This is a genomic window from Kribbella koreensis (assembly GCF_039525325.1).
GTDB lineage: Bacteria > Actinomycetota > Actinomycetes > Propionibacteriales > Kribbellaceae > Kribbella > Kribbella koreensis.
In genome coordinates this window covers 64,533-81,326 of record NZ_BAAAHK010000001.1, presented here as the reverse complement: position 1 = coordinate 81,326, position 16,794 = coordinate 64,533, and the positions used below count along the sequence as shown (strand labels likewise).

General features: G+C 68.3%; 18 protein-coding genes. 15 read left to right on the top strand and 3 right to left on the bottom strand.

Features of this window, described 5'->3' with window-relative positions:
* Positions 1-23 precede the first annotated feature (23 nt).
* The 9 genes from ABD116_RS00400 to ABD116_RS00360 all read left to right on the top strand — a co-directional run bounded on the left by ABD116_RS00400 (position 24) and on the right by ABD116_RS00360 (position 9,868).
* Complete coding sequence (locus tag ABD116_RS00400) at positions 24-536, top strand: YceD family protein (protein ID WP_343963521.1); 513 nt, start codon at positions 24-26, stop codon at positions 534-536.
* 84 nt (positions 537-620) lie between these two features.
* Positions 621-812, top strand: coding sequence for a 50S ribosomal protein L32 (gene rpmF / locus ABD116_RS00395; protein WP_270137530.1), 192 nt, complete (start codon positions 621-623; stop codon positions 810-812).
* Positions 813-827: 15 nt separating this feature from the next.
* A complete protein-coding gene (gene rnc / locus ABD116_RS00390; RefSeq protein WP_343963517.1) occupies positions 828-1,559 on the top strand; it encodes a ribonuclease III in 732 nt (243 codons plus the stop codon).
* 163 nt (positions 1,560-1,722) lie between these two features.
* Complete coding sequence (mutM, locus tag ABD116_RS00385) at positions 1,723-2,577, top strand: bifunctional DNA-formamidopyrimidine glycosylase/DNA-(apurinic or apyrimidinic site) lyase (RefSeq protein ID WP_343963515.1); 855 nt, start codon at positions 1,723-1,725, stop codon at positions 2,575-2,577.
* Positions 2,578-2,757: 180 nt separating this feature from the next.
* Entirely contained in the window at positions 2,758-2,913 is a 156-nt protein-coding gene (locus ABD116_RS00380; RefSeq protein ID WP_328326390.1) for a hypothetical protein, read from the top strand.
* A 229-nt stretch (positions 2,914-3,142) separates the two neighbouring features.
* Positions 3,143-6,691, top strand: a complete 3,549-nt coding sequence (gene smc / locus ABD116_RS00375; RefSeq protein WP_425552028.1) for a chromosome segregation protein SMC — start codon at positions 3,143-3,145, stop codon at positions 6,689-6,691.
* Between the two features lie 499 nt (positions 6,692-7,190).
* The gene (locus ABD116_RS00370) at positions 7,191-7,766 is read left to right on the top strand and encodes a TetR/AcrR family transcriptional regulator (RefSeq protein WP_343963508.1); all 576 of its coding nucleotides are present in this window, start codon (positions 7,191-7,193) and stop codon (positions 7,764-7,766) included.
* Between the two features lie 75 nt (positions 7,767-7,841).
* Positions 7,842-8,861, top strand: coding sequence for a zinc-binding dehydrogenase (locus tag ABD116_RS00365; protein ID WP_343963505.1), 1,020 nt, complete (start codon positions 7,842-7,844; stop codon positions 8,859-8,861).
* 23 nt (positions 8,862-8,884) lie between these two features.
* A complete protein-coding gene (locus tag ABD116_RS00360) occupies positions 8,885-9,868 on the top strand; it encodes a zinc-dependent alcohol dehydrogenase family protein (RefSeq protein ID WP_343963503.1) in 984 nt (327 codons plus the stop codon).
* On the opposite strand, the gene ABD116_RS00355 is transcribed toward ABD116_RS00360, so the two are convergent.
* Positions 9,858-10,187: a nuclear transport factor 2 family protein gene (locus ABD116_RS00355; protein WP_343963501.1), complete on the bottom strand. Its 330-nt coding sequence runs from the start codon at positions 10,185-10,187 to the stop codon at positions 9,858-9,860. The genes ABD116_RS00360 and ABD116_RS00355 overlap by 11 nt on opposite strands.
* 95 nt (positions 10,188-10,282) lie before the next feature.
* Between ABD116_RS00355 and ABD116_RS00350 the strand changes: the two genes are divergently transcribed.
* The 5 genes from ABD116_RS00350 (at position 10,283) to ABD116_RS00330 (ending at position 14,012) form a co-directional block, all read left to right on the top strand.
* A complete protein-coding gene (locus ABD116_RS00350) occupies positions 10,283-10,798 on the top strand; it encodes a COG4315 family predicted lipoprotein (protein WP_343963499.1) in 516 nt (171 codons plus the stop codon).
* Between the two features lie 116 nt (positions 10,799-10,914).
* On the top strand, positions 10,915-11,448 hold the full coding sequence (locus ABD116_RS00345; protein ID WP_343963497.1) for a sigma-70 family RNA polymerase sigma factor: 534 nt from the start codon (positions 10,915-10,917) through the stop codon (positions 11,446-11,448).
* Positions 11,445-12,167, top strand: coding sequence for an anti-sigma factor family protein (locus ABD116_RS00340; protein ID WP_343963495.1), 723 nt, complete (start codon positions 11,445-11,447; stop codon positions 12,165-12,167). The genes ABD116_RS00345 and ABD116_RS00340 overlap by 4 nt, the downstream gene beginning before the upstream one ends.
* A 41-nt stretch (positions 12,168-12,208) precedes the next feature.
* Complete coding sequence (locus tag ABD116_RS00335; RefSeq protein WP_343963493.1) at positions 12,209-13,357, top strand: threonine aldolase family protein; 1,149 nt, start codon at positions 12,209-12,211, stop codon at positions 13,355-13,357.
* 112 nt (positions 13,358-13,469) lie between these two features.
* Positions 13,470-14,012, top strand: a complete 543-nt coding sequence (locus tag ABD116_RS00330; protein WP_343963491.1) for a dihydrofolate reductase family protein — start codon at positions 13,470-13,472, stop codon at positions 14,010-14,012.
* Here ABD116_RS00330 and ABD116_RS00325 read toward each other — a convergent pair.
* Both ABD116_RS00325 and ABD116_RS00320 read right to left on the bottom strand, forming a co-directional pair.
* The gene (locus tag ABD116_RS00325) at positions 14,005-14,910 is read right to left on the bottom strand and encodes a M56 family metallopeptidase (RefSeq protein WP_343963489.1); all 906 of its coding nucleotides are present in this window, start codon (positions 14,908-14,910) and stop codon (positions 14,005-14,007) included. The two genes, ABD116_RS00330 and ABD116_RS00325, sit on opposite strands and share 8 nt — an antisense overlap.
* Entirely contained in the window at positions 14,907-15,293 is a 387-nt protein-coding gene (locus tag ABD116_RS00320) for a BlaI/MecI/CopY family transcriptional regulator (RefSeq protein ID WP_343963487.1), read from the bottom strand. Before ABD116_RS00320 ends, ABD116_RS00325 begins: the two co-directional genes overlap by 4 nt.
* 81 nt (positions 15,294-15,374) lie before the next feature.
* Between ABD116_RS00320 and ABD116_RS00315 the strand changes: the two genes are divergently transcribed.
* On the top strand, positions 15,375-16,790 hold the full coding sequence (locus ABD116_RS00315) for a cytochrome ubiquinol oxidase subunit I (RefSeq protein ID WP_343963485.1): 1,416 nt from the start codon (positions 15,375-15,377) through the stop codon (positions 16,788-16,790).
* Positions 16,791-16,794 lie beyond the last annotated feature (4 nt).

Here is a 16,794-nt window from a genome sequence, read left to right as displayed (position 1 = left end):
CCTTGGACCCGCGGTCCCCACTCGTGATCGATACCCACGAGCTGTCACGCCGCGCCGGGTCCCAGCGCGAAGTCTCCTTCACGGCACCGGCACCGGCCGACCTCGGAATCGACGTGATCGGTGTTCCCGAAGGCGACCCGATCCAGTTCGATCTGCGACTGGAAGCGGTGGTCGAAGGGGTGCTCGTGTCCGGTTCGGCCAGTGGCCGGCTGGTCGGGGAGTGCGCGCGGTGCCTGGTCGATGTCGAGGACGAGTTCCTCGCCGACGTCCAGGAGCTGTACGTCTACCCGGAGAGCGACGCCGAGCCGGACGAGGCCAGCCGGATGGAGGGCGATCTGATCGACCTCGAGCCGGCGTTGAGGGACCAGGTGGTGCTCGCGCTGCCGTTCCAGCCCTTGTGTTCGGACGACTGCCTTGGTCTGTGCCCCGAGTGTGGGGTGCGACTGGAGGACGAGCCCGGCCACAAGCACGAGGACGGTGTCGATCCCCGCTGGACCGCTCTGCAGGGCCTGCTCGGGCAGGATGAGAAGAAGTAGTACCAGCAGTTCCTGAAAGCTTTTCCAAGTCACCAGCCAGCCGGCCGGGTCGCAAGCCCCCGGCCGAACCGAGGAGTCATAACCGTGGCCGTTCCGAAGCGGAAGATGTCGCGCAGCAACACCCGGAACCGCCGGGCCCAGTGGAAGGCCACCGCGCCTTCGCTGGTCACCTGCGTGAACCCCGCCTGCCGCGCGAAGCACCTGCAGCACACCGTGTGCCCCACCTGCGGCCAGTACGGCGCCAAGGGTGAGCGTCGCCAGGTCGTCGAGAGCTAAACGGCCACCTTCACAGTGAACTCTGCCAACGAATCGGGGCTCTACGCCGAGCTGAACCAGCGGCTCGGCGTATCGCTGGCTGACCCACTACTGGAGCACGCCTTCACCCACCGTTCGTTCGCGTACGAGAACGGTGGGTTGCCGACCAATGAGCGGCTGGAGTTCCTCGGGGACTCCGTGCTCGGCGTCATCGTCACGGAGTCGCTGTTCCGCAACCATCCGGACCTGTCCGAGGGCCGGCTCGCCAAGCTGCGCGCGGCGGTCGTCAACATGCGCGCGCTGGCGGGCGTCGCCCGTGAGCTGAAGCTGGGGAAGTACCTTCGGCTCGGCCGTGGCGAGGAAGCCACCGGTGGGCGGGACAAGTCGTCGATCCTGGCCGACTGCGTCGAGGCACTGATCGGGGCGGTCTACCTCGATCGTGGGTTCGAGGTGGCCGGCGGGGTCGTGCACACGCTGTTCGACGAGCTGATGGAGTCGTCGGCGCGGCTGGGCGCGGGCCTGGACTGGAAGACCAGCCTGCAAGAGCTGGTGGCCCAGCTGGGGGTCGGCGTACCGGAGTACGTGATCGCCGAGTCCGGTCCCGACCACGCCAAGACCTTCGAGGCGCGGGTGCGGATCGGGTCGGACACCTACGGGCACGGCATCGGCCGGAGCAAGAAGGAAGCCGAGCAGCAAGCTGCCGAGACCGCCTGGAAGGCGCTCAGAGCAGCCCACCCCGACAGCACAGACCCCTCCCAGCAACCCTAGTGTCCTGCTTTGGGGATTCGCACGCCGTCTCCGGCGCCCGGGCGGGCACCTCGCTGCGTTGTCGGAAGTCCACGATGAACACCGCATCGAGGACTTCCTCCGCCTTGCGATGCACCCACCCGGACACCGGAGCCATCGCACGACTCCCCAAGGCAGGACACCGGTGCCTGAGCTTCCGGAGGTAGAGGTCGTTCGCCGCGGACTCGCGGATTTCACCGCCGGGCGAACGATCGACGCCGTCGAAGTACTGCATCCGAGGCCGGTACGGCGGCATCTCGCCGGGCCGGACGATTTCGCCGCCCTGCTCAAGGGGCAGACGTTCGCGACCCCGGCCAGGCGCGGGAAGTACCTGTGGCTCCCGCTGGAGTCCGGGGACGCCGTCCTGGCGCACCTGGGGATGAGCGGGCAGTTCCGGGTGCAGCCGGTCGGGGCGCCGGACGAGAAGCACCTGCGGATCCGTTTCCGGTTCGCCGACGACGGCGGAGAGGTCCGTTTTCTGGACCAGCGGATGTTCGGTGGTCTGTCCTACTCCGAGGGCGGCGCCGAACTGCCCGCGGAGATCGCGCACATCGCCCGGGACCCGTTCGATCCTTTGTTCGACGAAGCCCTTTTCGTCAGCTCGCTGCGCCGGAAGAAGACCGGTTTGAAACGGGCGTTGCTCGACCAGACGCTGGTCAGCGGGATCGGGAATATCTATGCGGACGAGGCTTTGTGGCGCGCGAAGCTGCATTACGCCAAGGCGACCGAGACGATGAAACCCTTGCAGGCAAGGGAAATCCTCGGTCACGCCAAGGCGGTGATGGGGGAGGCGCTGGCCGTCGGCGGGACCAGCTTCGATGCCCTGTATGTCAACGTGAACGGGGAATCCGGCTATTTCGAGCGGGGTCTCGCGGTCTACGGCCAAGAGGATTCGCCGTGCCCCCGCGACGGCCGGCCGATCCGTCGCGAACCGTTCATGAACCGTTCCTCCTTCCGCTGCCCGAAGTGCCAGCCGGTACCGCGACACGCCCGGTGGTGAGCGGGAAATGGTTAATTCCAGTAGCCCAGGTTGACCCAACCCGATCCCGGTGTCACCCTGAAAGACGGCACACAATTCTGCGCTCCGCGGACCCCAGGGGCGCCCACTGCCAGAACCCTTCCGGAGGACAGCACAATGGCCAAGGCTCTTTTAGGGCACCTTGGAGGCACTGACCCGCGCATGCTCGAGCAGGTACGTCTGCTCAACCGGCGTGTCGCCGATCTGGAGGCGCACGTGATGCGCCTGCAGGCTGAGAACGACCACCTGGTCGCAGCCGTACACGACGGGCGTCTGCTCACGGTAGACGAGGCTCTGCGCGAGCCTGCTTCGGTCTGACCTACCGAAGCCGCACCACCCTTACCGACCGCACCACACACGGCGGCGGCCCCCGTCCGGGCCTCCGCCGGTTTCATGTGTCCTGTAGGTACAGTGATTACTGGAACTACTTCCCCCGGTAGCGGCAGCGTCACAGGGCGTCAAGTGGCGCGATTGCGGTTATGACGGTTCCTTTCGGTATCGTCTGTCCTTTCACGGGTTGGGAGCAATCGCTTTGTACCTCAAGAGCATGACGCTCCGAGGCTTCAAGTCGTTCGCGTCGGCCACGACGATGAACTTCGAACCGGGGATCACCTGCATCGTCGGGCCCAACGGTTCCGGCAAGTCCAACGTCGTCGACGGTCTCGCCTGGGTGATGGGTGAGCAGGGCGTCAAGTCGCTGCGTGGCGGCAAGATGGAGGACGTCATCTTCGCCGGCACCTCGGGCCGTGCCCCGCTGGGCCGCGCCGAGGTGGTGCTGACCATCGACAACACCGACGGCGCGCTGCCGATCGACTACACCGAGGTCACCATCTCGCGGACGATGTTCCGCAACGGCGGCTCGGACTACCAGATCAACGGCCAGAACTGCCGCCTGCTGGACGTCCAGGAACTGCTCAGCGACTCCGGTATCGGCCGCGAGATGCACGTCATCGTCGGCCAGGGCCAGCTCGACTCGATCCTGCGTGCCACCCCTGAGGGCCGCCGCGGCTTCGTCGAGGAGGCCGCCGGCGTCCTGAAGCACCGCAAGCGCAAGGAGAAGGCGCTCCGCAAGCTGGAGTCGACCGAGGGCAACGTGCACCGCCTCGGCGACCTGATCGCCGAGATCCGTCGCCAGCTGAAGCCGCTCGGGCGTCAGGCGGAGGTGGCGCGGCGGGCGGTGACGATCCAGGCCGAGGTCCGTGACGGCCGCTCCCGGCTGCTCGCCGACGACATCGTGCAGGCCCAGTCCGCGCTCGAGGCGGAGCTGAAGGACGAGGCGGCACTGACCGAGAAGCGTTCCCAGATCGAGGCTGCCCTGCGCGAGGCGCGGGAGATGGAAGCCGAGCTGGAGGACGCGCTGCGTACCGACGCGCCGGCCCTGCAGGCCGCCCAGGACACCTGGTACTCGCTGTCCGGCTTCGGCGAGAAGATCAAGGGCACCGCCCGGATCGCCGCCGACCGGATCCGCTCGCTCAACGACGAGGCCGAGGAGTCCCGCAGCGGGCGCGACCCCGAAGAGCTCGAGCTGGAAGCGGCCCGGGTCCGCGAGACCGAGGCGCAGATCGAGGCCGAGGTCGAGGCGCATTCCGAGCTGTTGCAGCAGGCGATCGAGCACCGGCAGCAGCTGGAGGCACAGCACGCGGAGGAGGAGCGCCGGATCGCGGCGCTGATCCGGGCTGCCGCTGACCGCCGCGAGGGCCTGGCCCGGCTGACCGGCCAGGTGAACGCGCTGAAGAGCCGCGCGGCCGCAGCCGAGTCCGAGATCGGCCGGCTCGCCACCAACCAGCGCGAGGCCGAGGCGCGGGCTGCCAAGGCGCAGCACGACTTCACCGCCCTGGAGACCCAGGTCGCCGGTCTTGACGCCGGTGAGCGCGGTCTGGACGAGGAGTACGAGGCGGCCCAGAGCGTCCTGGACGAGCTGGACGAGCGCCTCACCAAGCTCCGCGCCGAGGAGCGCGACGCCGAGCGGGAGCGCGCCGGGCTGACCGCCCGCAAGGACGCCCTGGAGATGGGCCTCAACCGCAAGGACGGCGCCGGCGCTTTGCTGGCCGCCTCCGAGCAGATCACCGGCCTGATGGGCTCCGTGGCGGCACTGCTGAGCGTGCGACCCGGCTACGAGACCGCTATCGCCGCGGCGCTGGGCGAGGCGGCCGACGCCGTCGCGGTGACCCACACGCAGGCCGCGCTGAACGCTGTTGGGCACCTCAAGGAGCACGACCTCGGCCGCGCCGGGCTGCTCCTCGGAGACGCCCCGGCCGACGACTACTCCAGCTGGCCCTCGCTGCCGTACGGCGCGACGTACGCAGTCGATGTGGTCGACTGCCCCGAGACATTGCGCCCGGCACTCCGCCGCCTGCTCCGCAAGGTGGCTGTCGTCGAGGACGTACCGGCTGCGCGCTCGCTGGTGCAGCATCTGCCCGACGTCACGACCGCCACCCGCGCGGGTGACGTACTGGGTGCGCACTTCGCGTACGGCGGGTCTGACGCGGCGCCGAGCCTGATCGAGGTGCAGTCGGCCGTCGACGAGGCGGCCGAGAAGCTGACCGAGGCGACTGCCCGGAGCGAGCGGCTGCGGTTCGAGCTGGCCGCGATGGAGCGCGAGCGGGGGAGCCAGAAGGAGTCCGTCGAGATCGCGCTGGCCCGGCTGCACGAGTCGGACGCGTCGATGGCCGCGGTGGCCGAGCAGCTGGCCCAGTTCGGGTCGCTGGCGAAGGCATCCCGCGGTGAGGCCCAGCGGATGGCTGAGGCGATCGCTGCGGCGGCGGAGGAGCGGGACAAGAACCTGTCCGGCCTCGCCGACCTGGAGAAGCGACTCAGCGACGTCGAGCAGTACGGCGACGAAGACGGCGACGAGCCCGACCCGACCGAGCGTGACCGGCTTGCCGAAGCGGCGAAGGCCGGCCGTGCGGCCGAGATGGAAGCACGGCTCGCACTGCGGACTACTGAGGAGCGTGCGCGGGCCCTGTCCGGCCGGGCCGACTCACTGGAGCGTGCGGCTCGCCAGGAGCGCGAGGCCCGGGCTCGGGCGATCGCCAGGGCGACCCGGCGGGCCCGGCAGTCCCAGGCCGCGCAGGCGGTCCACTTGGCCGCTGGTCACGTACTGGCCCGCCTGGAGAACTCACTGAAGCTTGCGGCGACCGAGCGGTCGGCCATCCAGGCTCAACGGGCCGAGCGGGAGACTGCGCTGGCCCAGGCTCGGTCCGCGACTCGCAACCTGAGCAGTGAGCTTGAGCAGCTCACCAACACCGTCCACCGCGACGCGCTGGCCCGGGCCGAGCAGAAGATGCGCTTGGAGGCCCTGTACGAGAAGGCGCTGAGCGAGCTGGGCACCGAGGTGGAGGCGCTGGTCGCGGAGTACGGGCCGGACCAGCTGGTACCGCCGCTGGTGAAGGACGGCGACGAGAACACCCTCGAGCTCGAGGGTGAGCCGTTCGACCGGGCCAAGGTGCAGAAGCGGCTCAAGACGGCGGAGCGCGCGCTCGGCCAGCTGGGGCGGATCAACCCGCTCGCGCTGGAGGAGTTCGACGCGATGGAGGAGCGGCACCGCTTCCTCGCCGAGCAGCTCGAGGACCTGAAGAAGTCCCGCCGCGACCTGATGGACATCGTCAAGGAGGTCGACGACCGGGTCGAGCAGGTCTTCACCGAGGCCTACCGCGACGTCGAGGTCGCCTTCGAACACGTCTTCAGCCGGCTGTTCCCCGGCGGTGAGGGCCGGCTCGTGCTGACCGACCCCGACGACATGCTCAACACCGGTATCGACGTCGAGGCCCGCCCACCCGGCAAGAAGGTCAAGCGCCTCTCGCTGCTGTCCGGTGGTGAGCGCTCCCTGGTCGCGGTCGCCTTCCTGGTCGCCCTCTTCAAGGCCCGCCCCTCGCCCTTCTACATCCTCGACGAGGTCGAAGCAGCCCTCGACGACACCAACCTCGGCCGCCTCCTGGAGATCTACGAAGAGCTCCGCGAGAACAGCCAGCTCCTGGTCATCACCCACCAGAAGCGCACCATGGAGGTAGCCGACGCCCTCTACGGCGTCACCATGCGAGGCGACGGCGTCTCCGCAGTGATCTCCCAGCGGATCCGGGAAGCCGAGCCCGCGTAGCGCCGCGTGTCTCGCGCGGCGACGGCTGACCGCCGAAGAGTTGGTCGCACGGCATCGGCGGTTGCCGCGGGTGGACTCCGGGCTGCTACGCCAGGAGGCCGACGAGTTCTTCGGCGGCGACGACCGGGTCGGCGACGATCCGGCAGGTGACCCTTGGATGCGCGACCGTGACTGATTCGCTGGACACAGGCGTGCTGGACACCTCGCATTTATCGATCTCGGCTTGTTGGACGCCAATCGTCTCCCGGAGTGCTGCCCGTTACGGCACGCTGGTTGCATTGGCGATCTCGGCCGGGCGAGACCCGCGGCCGCGGCGGATGGATCTGATGATCGGCGCCATCGCTTCGACCAGAGGGTTGCCGCTGTACACGCGCAACGCCAAGGGCTTCAAGGGGTCTCGAGGACGTGTTGACCGTCGTGGCGATCTGATCGCTGGGCTGCGTCAGCATCGTGGTGGTACCCGCTTGACATGGTTAAGACGGGCGGTCATATTGGTGGCATGGCGCGGCGGAGTATGCGGGAAGAGATCGTCGAGGCGGCCCTGGCTCAGTTTCATGAGCGGGGGTTCAACGCGGCGGCGGTGAAGGACATCACGGATCGGGCTGGGGTTCCGAAGGGGTCGTTCTACAACCACTTCGAGAGCAAGGAAGCGCTGGCGATCGTGGCGCTGGAGCGGTACGGGAATGGGGGCCGGCTGACGGAGCTGGCCGACAGCTCGGTCGAGCCGGTGGCGCGGATTCGTGCGCATTTCGAGGGCATGCGGGATGACATGATCAGCTCCGGGATCACCCGTGGGTGCCTGCTGGGCAACTTCGGGGCCGAGATCGTCGACCACAGTGAGCCGATCCGGGCCGGCGTACGGGCCGGGTTGGAGCGCTGGAGTGGGCTGCTCGCAGGGGCGATCGCCGAGGGGCAGGAGGCCGGCGGCATTCCTCGGGAGCTCAATGCGGATCAAACGGCGCGCTACTTGCTGAGCGCCTGGGAGGGGACGCTGATCCAGGCGCGTGCTTTCAAGTCGGCAGAGCCTTTCGAGAGCTTCTTCGGCATCACCTTCGGCAGCCTGTTCAAGGGCTGACGCCGAACCCCTCGACCGCCGAGGGGTTCTCTTTTGACCAGTCCAAGATGACCGACCGTCTTAGGAGCAAGGATCATGACCACCTACCGCGCGGTGCACGCCACCGAGGGCGTCTTCAGCCTGGTCGAGCGTGAGCTGACCGACCCGGGACCGGGCCAGGTCCGGATCGCCGTCGAGGCCTGCGGCATCTGCCACAGCGACGTCGTCGGGGTCGAGAACCTCTACCACCACCACGAGGCCGGTACGCCGATCATCCCCGGCCACGAGGTGGTCGGCCGGGTCGACGCCCTCGGCGCCGGCGTCACCAGCTGGACCGTCGGCCAGCGGGTCGGCGTCGGGTATTTCGGCGGCCACTGCGGCGTCTGCGAGTCCTGCCGGCGGGGTGAGTTCGTCTACTGCACCGACCAGGCGATCCTCGGCGACTCGATCGACGGCGGCTATGCGGAGTACGTGACGACTCGGGCGACCGGGCTGGTCGCAGTACCGGAGGAGTTCGACGCCGTGGAGGCCGCTCCGCTGTTGTGCGCCGGTATCACCGTCTACAACGCGCTGCGCAAGGCGAGCCTCTGGCCCGGCGATCTGGTCGCCGTCCAGGGCATCGGCGGACTCGGCCACCTGGCCATCCAGTACGCCGCCAAGCTCGGCCTCCGCGTCGTCGCCGTCGCGCGGGGCGAGGACAAGCGTGAATTGGCGCTGAAGCTCGGCGCGACCGAGTACATCGACAGCACCGCCGTCGACCAAGCCGCGGCCCTGCAAGCGCTCGGCGGCGCCAAGGTGATCATCCCGACCGCCTCCAGCGGCGCGTCGATGTCACCGCTGCTCGACGGACTCGCCCGGGGCGGCCGGTTGATCGTCGTCGGCGCCGCGCCGGACCCGATCGAGGTGCCCACCGTCCAATTGCTGTTCGGCAACAAGAGCATCGAGGGGTCGCTGACCGGCACCCCGCTCGAGAACGAGGAGAACCTCGCGTTCAGCCTCGCCCACGACGTCCGGCCGATGGTCGAGCCGGTCGGGATCGAGGACGCCGCGGAGGCGTACGCCCGGATGATGTCCGGCGCTGCCCGCTTCCGGATGGTCCTCGACCTCAAACGTTGACAAAATCCTAGAGGGGAACAGCTATGAGCCAGTTGATTCTGAACGCGATCGGTGACATCGACAAGGACATCACGCTCGTCACCGATCCTGACCTGACCGTCGGCGCCGATCAGGTGCTGGTCGCGATCGAGGCCGCGGTGATCAACCCGGTCGACCTGATGATTGCCGCCGGCACCTATGGGTTCCAGGCCAAGCCGCCGTTCGCGCTCGGCACCGAGGGTGTCGGCCGGGTGACCGCCGCGGGGGCGTCGGTCGACCAGGCACTGGTCGGCCGCCGGGTGGTCATCCTGCCGAACTACGAGCAGGGGACCTGGGCCGACCAGGTGGTGGTGGCCTCGCGGAACGTAGTACCGGTGACCGATGAGGGCGATCCGGAGCAACTCGCGATGGTCGCCATCAATCCGTTGACCGCGCATCTCATGCTCACCGAGTACGTCGACCTCCAGCCGGGCGACTGGATCGGGCAGAACCTGGGCAGCTCGGCCGTCGGACAGTACGCGCTCGCCCTGGCCAAGCGGGCGGACCTGAAGGTGCTCAGCGTGGTACGGAGCGAAGAGGCGGCCGATCGGCTCCGCCGCCAGGGCGCCGGCCTGGTAGTTGTCGATGGCAACGACCTGGCGGAGCGGATCAAGGCCGAGCTCGGTGGGCAGCAGCTCAAGCTGGTACTCGACGGGGCCGGCGACGCGACCGTCGGCGCGCTGGGATCGGCGCTGGAGTTCGAGGGCACCGTGGTCAGCTACTCGTCCGTCACCGGCCAGCCGGTACCGGTCGGGCGGCGCGACTCGCTCTACCGGCAACTGAGGTTGCGGGGGATCTGGATCGTCAACTGGCTGCAGAACTCCACGCCGGAACAGATCGCCTCGACGTACGGGGAGCTCGCCGAACTGGTTGCCCAGGGCGTGCTCCGCGCCGAGGTCGAGGCGAGCTACCCGGTGGCCGAGTACCGCAAGGCACTCGACCACCACCGGCGGGGCGGTCGTACCGGGAAGATCGTCTTCAAGCCGTGATCGTCATCGACGCGATCTGATCGTCCTGTACGTCGAAAGTGAAGTGTGAGGGCCCGTTGAAGCCGTCGCCACCTACTTGGGTGGCGACGGTGACCGGGTTTCCGGGCGTGGACACCTCCGTGCCGGTGAAGGTGACGAACTTGCCGATGAACTCGCCGTCGCTCCAGGACCGGATCCGCTCCGGGCCGCGGAACTGCCGGCCCCAGTCGTCGACGAATCCGTCCGGTGCGAAGGCCGCGACGAAGGCGTCCGCGTCGAGGGCGTCGACCGCGGCCAGTACGCGCCGGACAGCGGCCGGCAGGTTCTCCTGAGTGCTCATAACGTAAAGATAACCAGGCTTTCCGGCTGAACCGGTTGGCGCACCTGTCCGTGTGGATGGTGTCGAACAGACACACAATCCAAGGGAGCAGGATCATGAAGCGCTTTGCCATCGTCGTCGGAACGACGGTCCTCGGACTGTCCGCCCTCACCGCGTGCGGTGGCGGCTACGACAAGCCCGCGGCGGCTCCGAACAACGCGTCCAGTGCAGGCGCGGCGGCCAAGCTGGCCACCGCCGACGTCGCCGACTTCGGCAAGGTCGTCGTCGACGGCACCGGCCGGACGCTGTACGTGTTCGACAACGACACCGCCGACCCGTCGAAGTCGAACTGCGACGGCGGCTGCGCGGCGCTGTGGCCGCCGGTGCTGGCCGGGTCCGGTACTCCGCAGGTCGACGGCGTGGACGCCTCCCTGGTCGGGACCGTAGCGCGCAGCGATGGCAGCAAGCAGGTCACGCTAGCAGGGCACCCGGTGTACGAGTACGCCAAGGATTCCAAGGCCGGAGAGGCCAAGGGCCAGGCCTTCGGTGGTACCTGGTGGGTCGTCGGCGCGGACGGCAAGAAGATCACCACGCAGGCCTCGTCGGACTCCGGCGCGGGCTACGGCTACTGACCTCCACCACGATGGCCACCGCCGACTGCTGCGTACTGCAGGGCCCCGCATGGGGTCCTGCGGCGCGATCCCCTATCGTACGATCGACCAAGTCGATCGAGGCCGGGAGGACAGCGGTGGGCGACACGGACCGCCGTCCGGAGACGGCCGAGGCGCTGATCCGCACGCTGTACGCCGAACACGGCCGCAGCCTGCTGGCTTACGCGACCCGGCTGACCGGTGATCGGGCAGCCGCGGAGGACGTCGTACAGGAGACTCTGGTCCGGGCGTGGAAGCACGCTGACGACCTGCTGGACGGCAAGGGGTCGGTGCGGGGCTGGCTGCTGACAGTGGCGCGCAACCTGGTCACCGATCGGGCCAGGGCTCGGGCTGTGCGGCCCGCCGAGGTGGCCGAGGTCGAGGACCGGCCGCCGGTGGAGGGTGATCACTCCGAGTCGGTGGTGAACACCATGGTGGTGATGGACGCCCTCGACCAGGTGTCGCCGGAACATCGCGAAGTACTGGTCCAGCTGTACTACCGCGGCCGGTCTGTGACGGAGGCCGCGAAGGAACTGGGCGTACCGCCGGGTACCGTGAAATCGAGATCGTATTACGCCCTCCGAGCACTGCGCGCGGTGATGGCAGGACCGGAAGCGGAGGTGGCCCGATGAGCGAGCACGATCACTCGCAGCTCGGCGCCTACGTGCTGGGCGGGCTGGAGCCGGACGAGATCCGCGAGGTCGACGAGCACCTGGCCGGCTGTGCCGAGGCGCGCGACGAGCTGGCCGGGTTCGAGGAGATGAAGGAGTTCCTCGGCGAGGTACCGCCTGAGGCTTTCCTGGACGGCCCGCCGGAGGACGGCGACCTGCTGCTGCAGCGCACGCTGCGCCAGGTGCGCGCCTCCGAGGCCTCTGAAGCTCCTGGGCATCACGTCGCTGAGCATGCTGCTGGTGGGTCACGCAAGCGGGGTCCGTGGCTACTGGTCGCCGCTGCGGTCGTAGTGGTGGCCGGAGCGCTGGGTGGCGGCGTACTGATCGGGCGCCAGACGGCAGACACCGACGATGTCGCCGGTACTACGCCTGCCGGCTCCAAGCAGGTCACTGTGACCGATGCGGCCACCAAGGTGAAGATGGCGACCACTGTCGAGCCGCGGGCCGGCTGGAGCTGGATCAACGTCAACCTGACGAACCTGAAGGCCGGTGACCAGTGCGAGATGCTCGTCACCGACAAGGCGGGCAAGACCTACGTGGCCGGCAGCTGGGTCATCTCGGAGAAGGCAGCCAAGGAAGGCAGCCGCTTCGGCGGTGGCGTGCTGGTGCCGATCGACCAGGTGAAGTCGGTGGAGATCAAGACCGTCCAGGGCGAGCACGTAGCCACCACACCGGTCTGAATTCGGTTGCCTCGTCCGGGAGGATGGATAGCGTGAACTACGTGACCACCGATGCATCCGAGGATCTCCAGGCGCGGCGCAAGGCAGCGGCCGCCGAGTGCACCCGTTGGCTGTCGGGCCGCCGGGTCCCGCCCGCCGACGCGCTGCGGGGGCTGGCGGACGTGGCGACCTCGGATGAGCGGGACGGGTACGGCACCGGCGGCGAGGTCGAGTTGCTCGAGCAGGAGGTTGCTGAGCTGCTCGGCAAGCCGGCTGCGGTCTTCCTGCCGAGTGGGATCCTCGCCCAGCAGAGCGTGCTCCGGGTGTTCGCGGATCGGGCGGGGACGCGGCGTATCGCAGTACATGGGTTGTCCCATCTGCTGCTGCATGAGTTGAACGCGCTGGAGGAGGTGCACCAGCTCCGGATGGAGCGGATGACGTCCGAGCCGCGGCAGCCTCGGCCGGATGAGCTGGCCGCCATCCCGGGGAAGCTGGCTGCTGTGACGGTGGAGCTGCCGCTGCGCGACGGTGGGTTCGTACTGCCGACCTGGGACGAGCTGGTGGTGTTCGCTGCGGCTTGCTCGGAGCGTGGCGTGCCACTGCACCTGGATGGAGCTCGCCTCTGGGAGAGCACGCCGTACCTCGAGCACAGCCTGGCAGAGGTCGCTGCACTCGCCACTACCGTCTATGTCTCCTTCTACAAGGGACTGGGTGGCTTGAGCGGAGCAGCGCTCGCCGGGCCCGAGGATGTGATCGCAGAGGTACGCCGCTGGCAGCGCCGGCTCGGTGGGAACGTCTACACGCTCTTCCCGTACGCCGTGTCCGCGCGCGAGGGTCTGCGGACGGTGCTGCCGCAGATGGGTGACCTCCACCAGAGGGCTGTCGAGTTGGCGGAGGCCTTGCAGGGAACGGGATTCCGGGTGTTTCCAGAGCCGCCGCACACGAACTCGTTCCGGGTCTATGCGCCGCGGCCGGCTGCGGAGATGGAGCTGGCGGCAGTGCTGCGGATGGAGGCGACTCGGGAGTCGTTGTCGTATACGTGGCGGGCGGCCGACGTACCGGGATGGTCTTGGGTCGAGCTCGTCGTGACGCCTGGAACTCTGCAGTGGCGAATTGACGAAGTCAGTAAGGGTTTCGGGGAACTTCTCGGCGGGTGGGGACGTCCACCTGGTGTGAGGGTTCGGGAATCGCAACACAACGGGGAGAAGTAGCTCAGTGCTGACGTTCGTTTTCACCATGGTCATCCTGCTGGTCCTGTCAGGACTCGTCCTGCTGGCGGTCGCCCGAGGTGAAGGTAAGAAGATCGGCCTCTAGATTGGCCTGATGAGACGGCTCATCTTTCAGGAATTCGTCACGCTCGACGGGTACGCCGCCGGGCCGGACGACTCGCTCGACTTCTTCTCCACCGTCACCGGCCAGACCGACGATGACAACCTGGCGCTGCTCGAGAGCGTCGACACCATGCTGCTCGGTGCGACCACCTACCGGATCTTCGTCGATTACTGGCCGACGGCAACAGATCGGCTCGCACCGCGGCTGAACGGGCTGCGCAAGGTGGTCGCCTCGTCGACCCTCTCGAGCGCCCCTTGGGGCGAGTGGGAGCCGGGTGAGGTCGTCGCCGATGCCGTGGCCGCCGTCACTGCGCTGAAGGCGGAGGAGGGGAAGGACATCGTGTTGTGGGGGAGCATCTCGCTCTTCCACAGCTTGCTGACGGCCGGACTCGTCGATGAGGTCCAGTTGCGGGTCTGCCCTGTGGTGCTCGGCGGCGGTAAGAGCGTGTTCCCCAGTGGGCAGTTCTCGCTGGAGCTGATCGAGGCTGTGCCGTGGGCGATCAACGGTGTCCTGCTTCGGTACGCAGCTAGCTGACTGCGTGGACGACGGCCTTCACGATCGGTGCTGCGACGGTGAAGGTGGGGACAACCAGTAGGAGTGCGGCCGCGGTGTAGGCGGCGACCGACAGCAGGGTCGCGTTCGGCGCTGGGTCGGCCAGTCGCTGCACCCTGAGCACGGTCGACGACTTGGCGGCGGCTAGGCCGGCCTCTGGTGCTGGGGAGCCCGCTAGAGCGACCAGTGCCCGGGCGAGCGGCAGGGGGCCGTTGCGGCGGCGGGCGTCGTCGTCTGCGAGTAACTCGACCAGCGTGCGTGCCTGGTCCAGGGCTACGTCGCTCCGGACGAAGCGGGGGAACGCCATGTGGAGTGCGGTGAAGGCCTCGAGTACCAGGTCGTGTCGCGCCCGCAGGTGCGCTTGCTCGTGGGCCAGTACCGCCCGCAACTCACCGTCGTCGAGCCTGTCGAGCGCGCCGACCGATACGACGACCCGGGCGCCTCGTAGGGCCGGCAGGCAGTAGGCCAGTGGCGTCTCTTCGGCCAGGACCCGCAGGCCCGGGATGAGCCCGTCCGGTGTCGCCAGTACGTCGACCAGGTCGCGGTGACGCTTCCTGCGCGCTCTGGTGCCGACAGCGACGCGTCCGATCGCCCAGAGCAGCCGGATGCCGACCAGGGCCGTTAGAGCGAGTACCAGGGCCGCAGCGAGGTCTCGTGGGGACGACGGGTCGAACCGCGGTTCACCAGGCTCGCCCGCCGTCGAGTACGACAGTGCGATCCCAGCCCCGAAGGCAGCCAGTACTGCAGCCAGCGCGATCGCCTGCCAGAGGACGACTGCAGCCCGGGGGATCCGGTATGGCCAACCGGCGCGCGCCATGAACGCCGGGACCGGCCCGGTCAGTACCAGGGCCAGCGCCGCAAGCACGAACGGGGCAGTCACCCCTCCCGCTCCTCCAGCCGGGCCAGCGCGTCCCGAAGCAGCGCTGCCTCCTCATCACTGACCTGTCCGACGAACCGGACCAGGGCCTCGCGCCGGTCGCCCGCCCGGTCGAGTGCATCTCGCATGAGGTCGGCGGCCAGTTCCTCCCGGGGTGCGGCCGCCTTGTAGCGCCAGGCCTTGCCGTCGCGCTCGCGCTCGGTCAGCCGCTTCTTCGCCAGCCGGTCCAGCACGGTCATCACGGTGGTGTAGGCGAGCTCACGGGTCCGTGACAGCCGTTCGTGCACCTCGCGCACGGTGAGCGCGCCGTCGGCGGCCCAGAGCTGCTCCATCACCCGCCGCTCGAGGTCTCCAAGGGGGCGGGGAGCCTTGTCGTCGGCGGACATGTGGCCAGTATAACTACGCGTTGTAGTAGATCTGCGCTAGCATCTACTACGTAACGTCGTAGATCGCCCGGGAGGGCTCCGATGGACACGCTCGACCTGGCTCGCTGGCAGTTCGCGATCACCACTGTCTACCACTTCTTCTTCGTCCCGGTGACGCTGTCCCTGGTCGCCGTCACGGCCGGCCTGCAGACCGCGTGGTACCGGACCGGCAAGGAGAAGTACCTGCGGCTGACCAAGTTCTACGGCAAGTTGTTCCTGATCAACATCGCGATGGGGGTCGTCACCGGGCTGGTCCAGGAGTTCCAGTTCGGGATGAACTGGAGCGACTACTCGCGGTTCGTCGGCGACGTCTTCGGGGCGCCGCTGGCGCTCGAGGGGCTGCTCGCGTTCTTCCTCGAGTCGACCTTCATCGGGTTGTGGATCTTCGGCTGGGACCGGCTGCCGAAGAAGGTACACCTGGCCTGCATCTGGATGGTGGTGCTCGGCACCCAGTTGTCGGCGTACTTCATCCTGGCCGCCAACTCGTGGATGCAGAACCCGGTCGGCTTCCGGTACAACGCCGAGCGCGGCCGCGCCGAGCTGACCGACATCGGGGCGGTGCTGACCAACAAGGTCGTGCTCGTCACCTACCCGCACACGATCTTCGCGGCCTTCATGGTCGGCGGCGCGTTCGTCGCGGCGGTGGCGCTGTGGCACCTGATCCGCCGGCCTGGCGTCGATACCGGTGCCTTCCGTACTGCGCTGCGGCTCGGTGCCGTGATGCTGATCGTGGCCGGCGCCGGGGTCGCTCTGAGTGGTGACCAGCAGGGCAAGGTGATGACCGAGGTGCAGCCGATGAAGATGGCCGCGGCCGAGGCGCTCTACGAGTCGGAGAAACCTGCCTCGTTCTCGATCTTTACCGTGGGAACTTTGGATGGCTCTCGCGAAATTTACTCGGTCAAGGTTCCGTATCTGCTCTCCTTCCTCGCCACCGGGCACTTCGACGGTGAGGTCAAGGGCATCAACAATCTGCAGGAGTCCTACGAGAAGCTGTACGGGCCGGGCTCGTACAAGCCGAACGTGCCGCTCACGTACTGGACCTTCCGGCTGATGATCGGGGTCGGGATGACCGCGGCCGGGCTGGCCGTCTTGTTGCTCTGGGCAACTCGGAAGGGCCGGGCGCCGCATCGGCTGCTGCTCTGGCTGGCGGTGCCGTTGCCACTGCTGCCGTTGCTGGCGAATGTCTTCGGGTGGGTGTTCACCGAGACGGGCCGGCAGCCATGGCTGGTGTTCGGGTTGCTGCCGACATCGGCCGGGGTGTCGCCGGGGACGACGATGTCGGAGGTGCTGATCTCGCTGATCGGGTTCACCGCGCTGTACGGCGTACTGGCTGTGGTCGAGGTGAAGCTGATGCTCAAGTCGATCCGGGCCGGGCTGGCCGGTGCGTCGCCGCTGCCGGGTGATCCACCCGATGATGCGCCGGACGATGCCGCCAAACCGCTCTCCTTCGCGTACTAGGGGT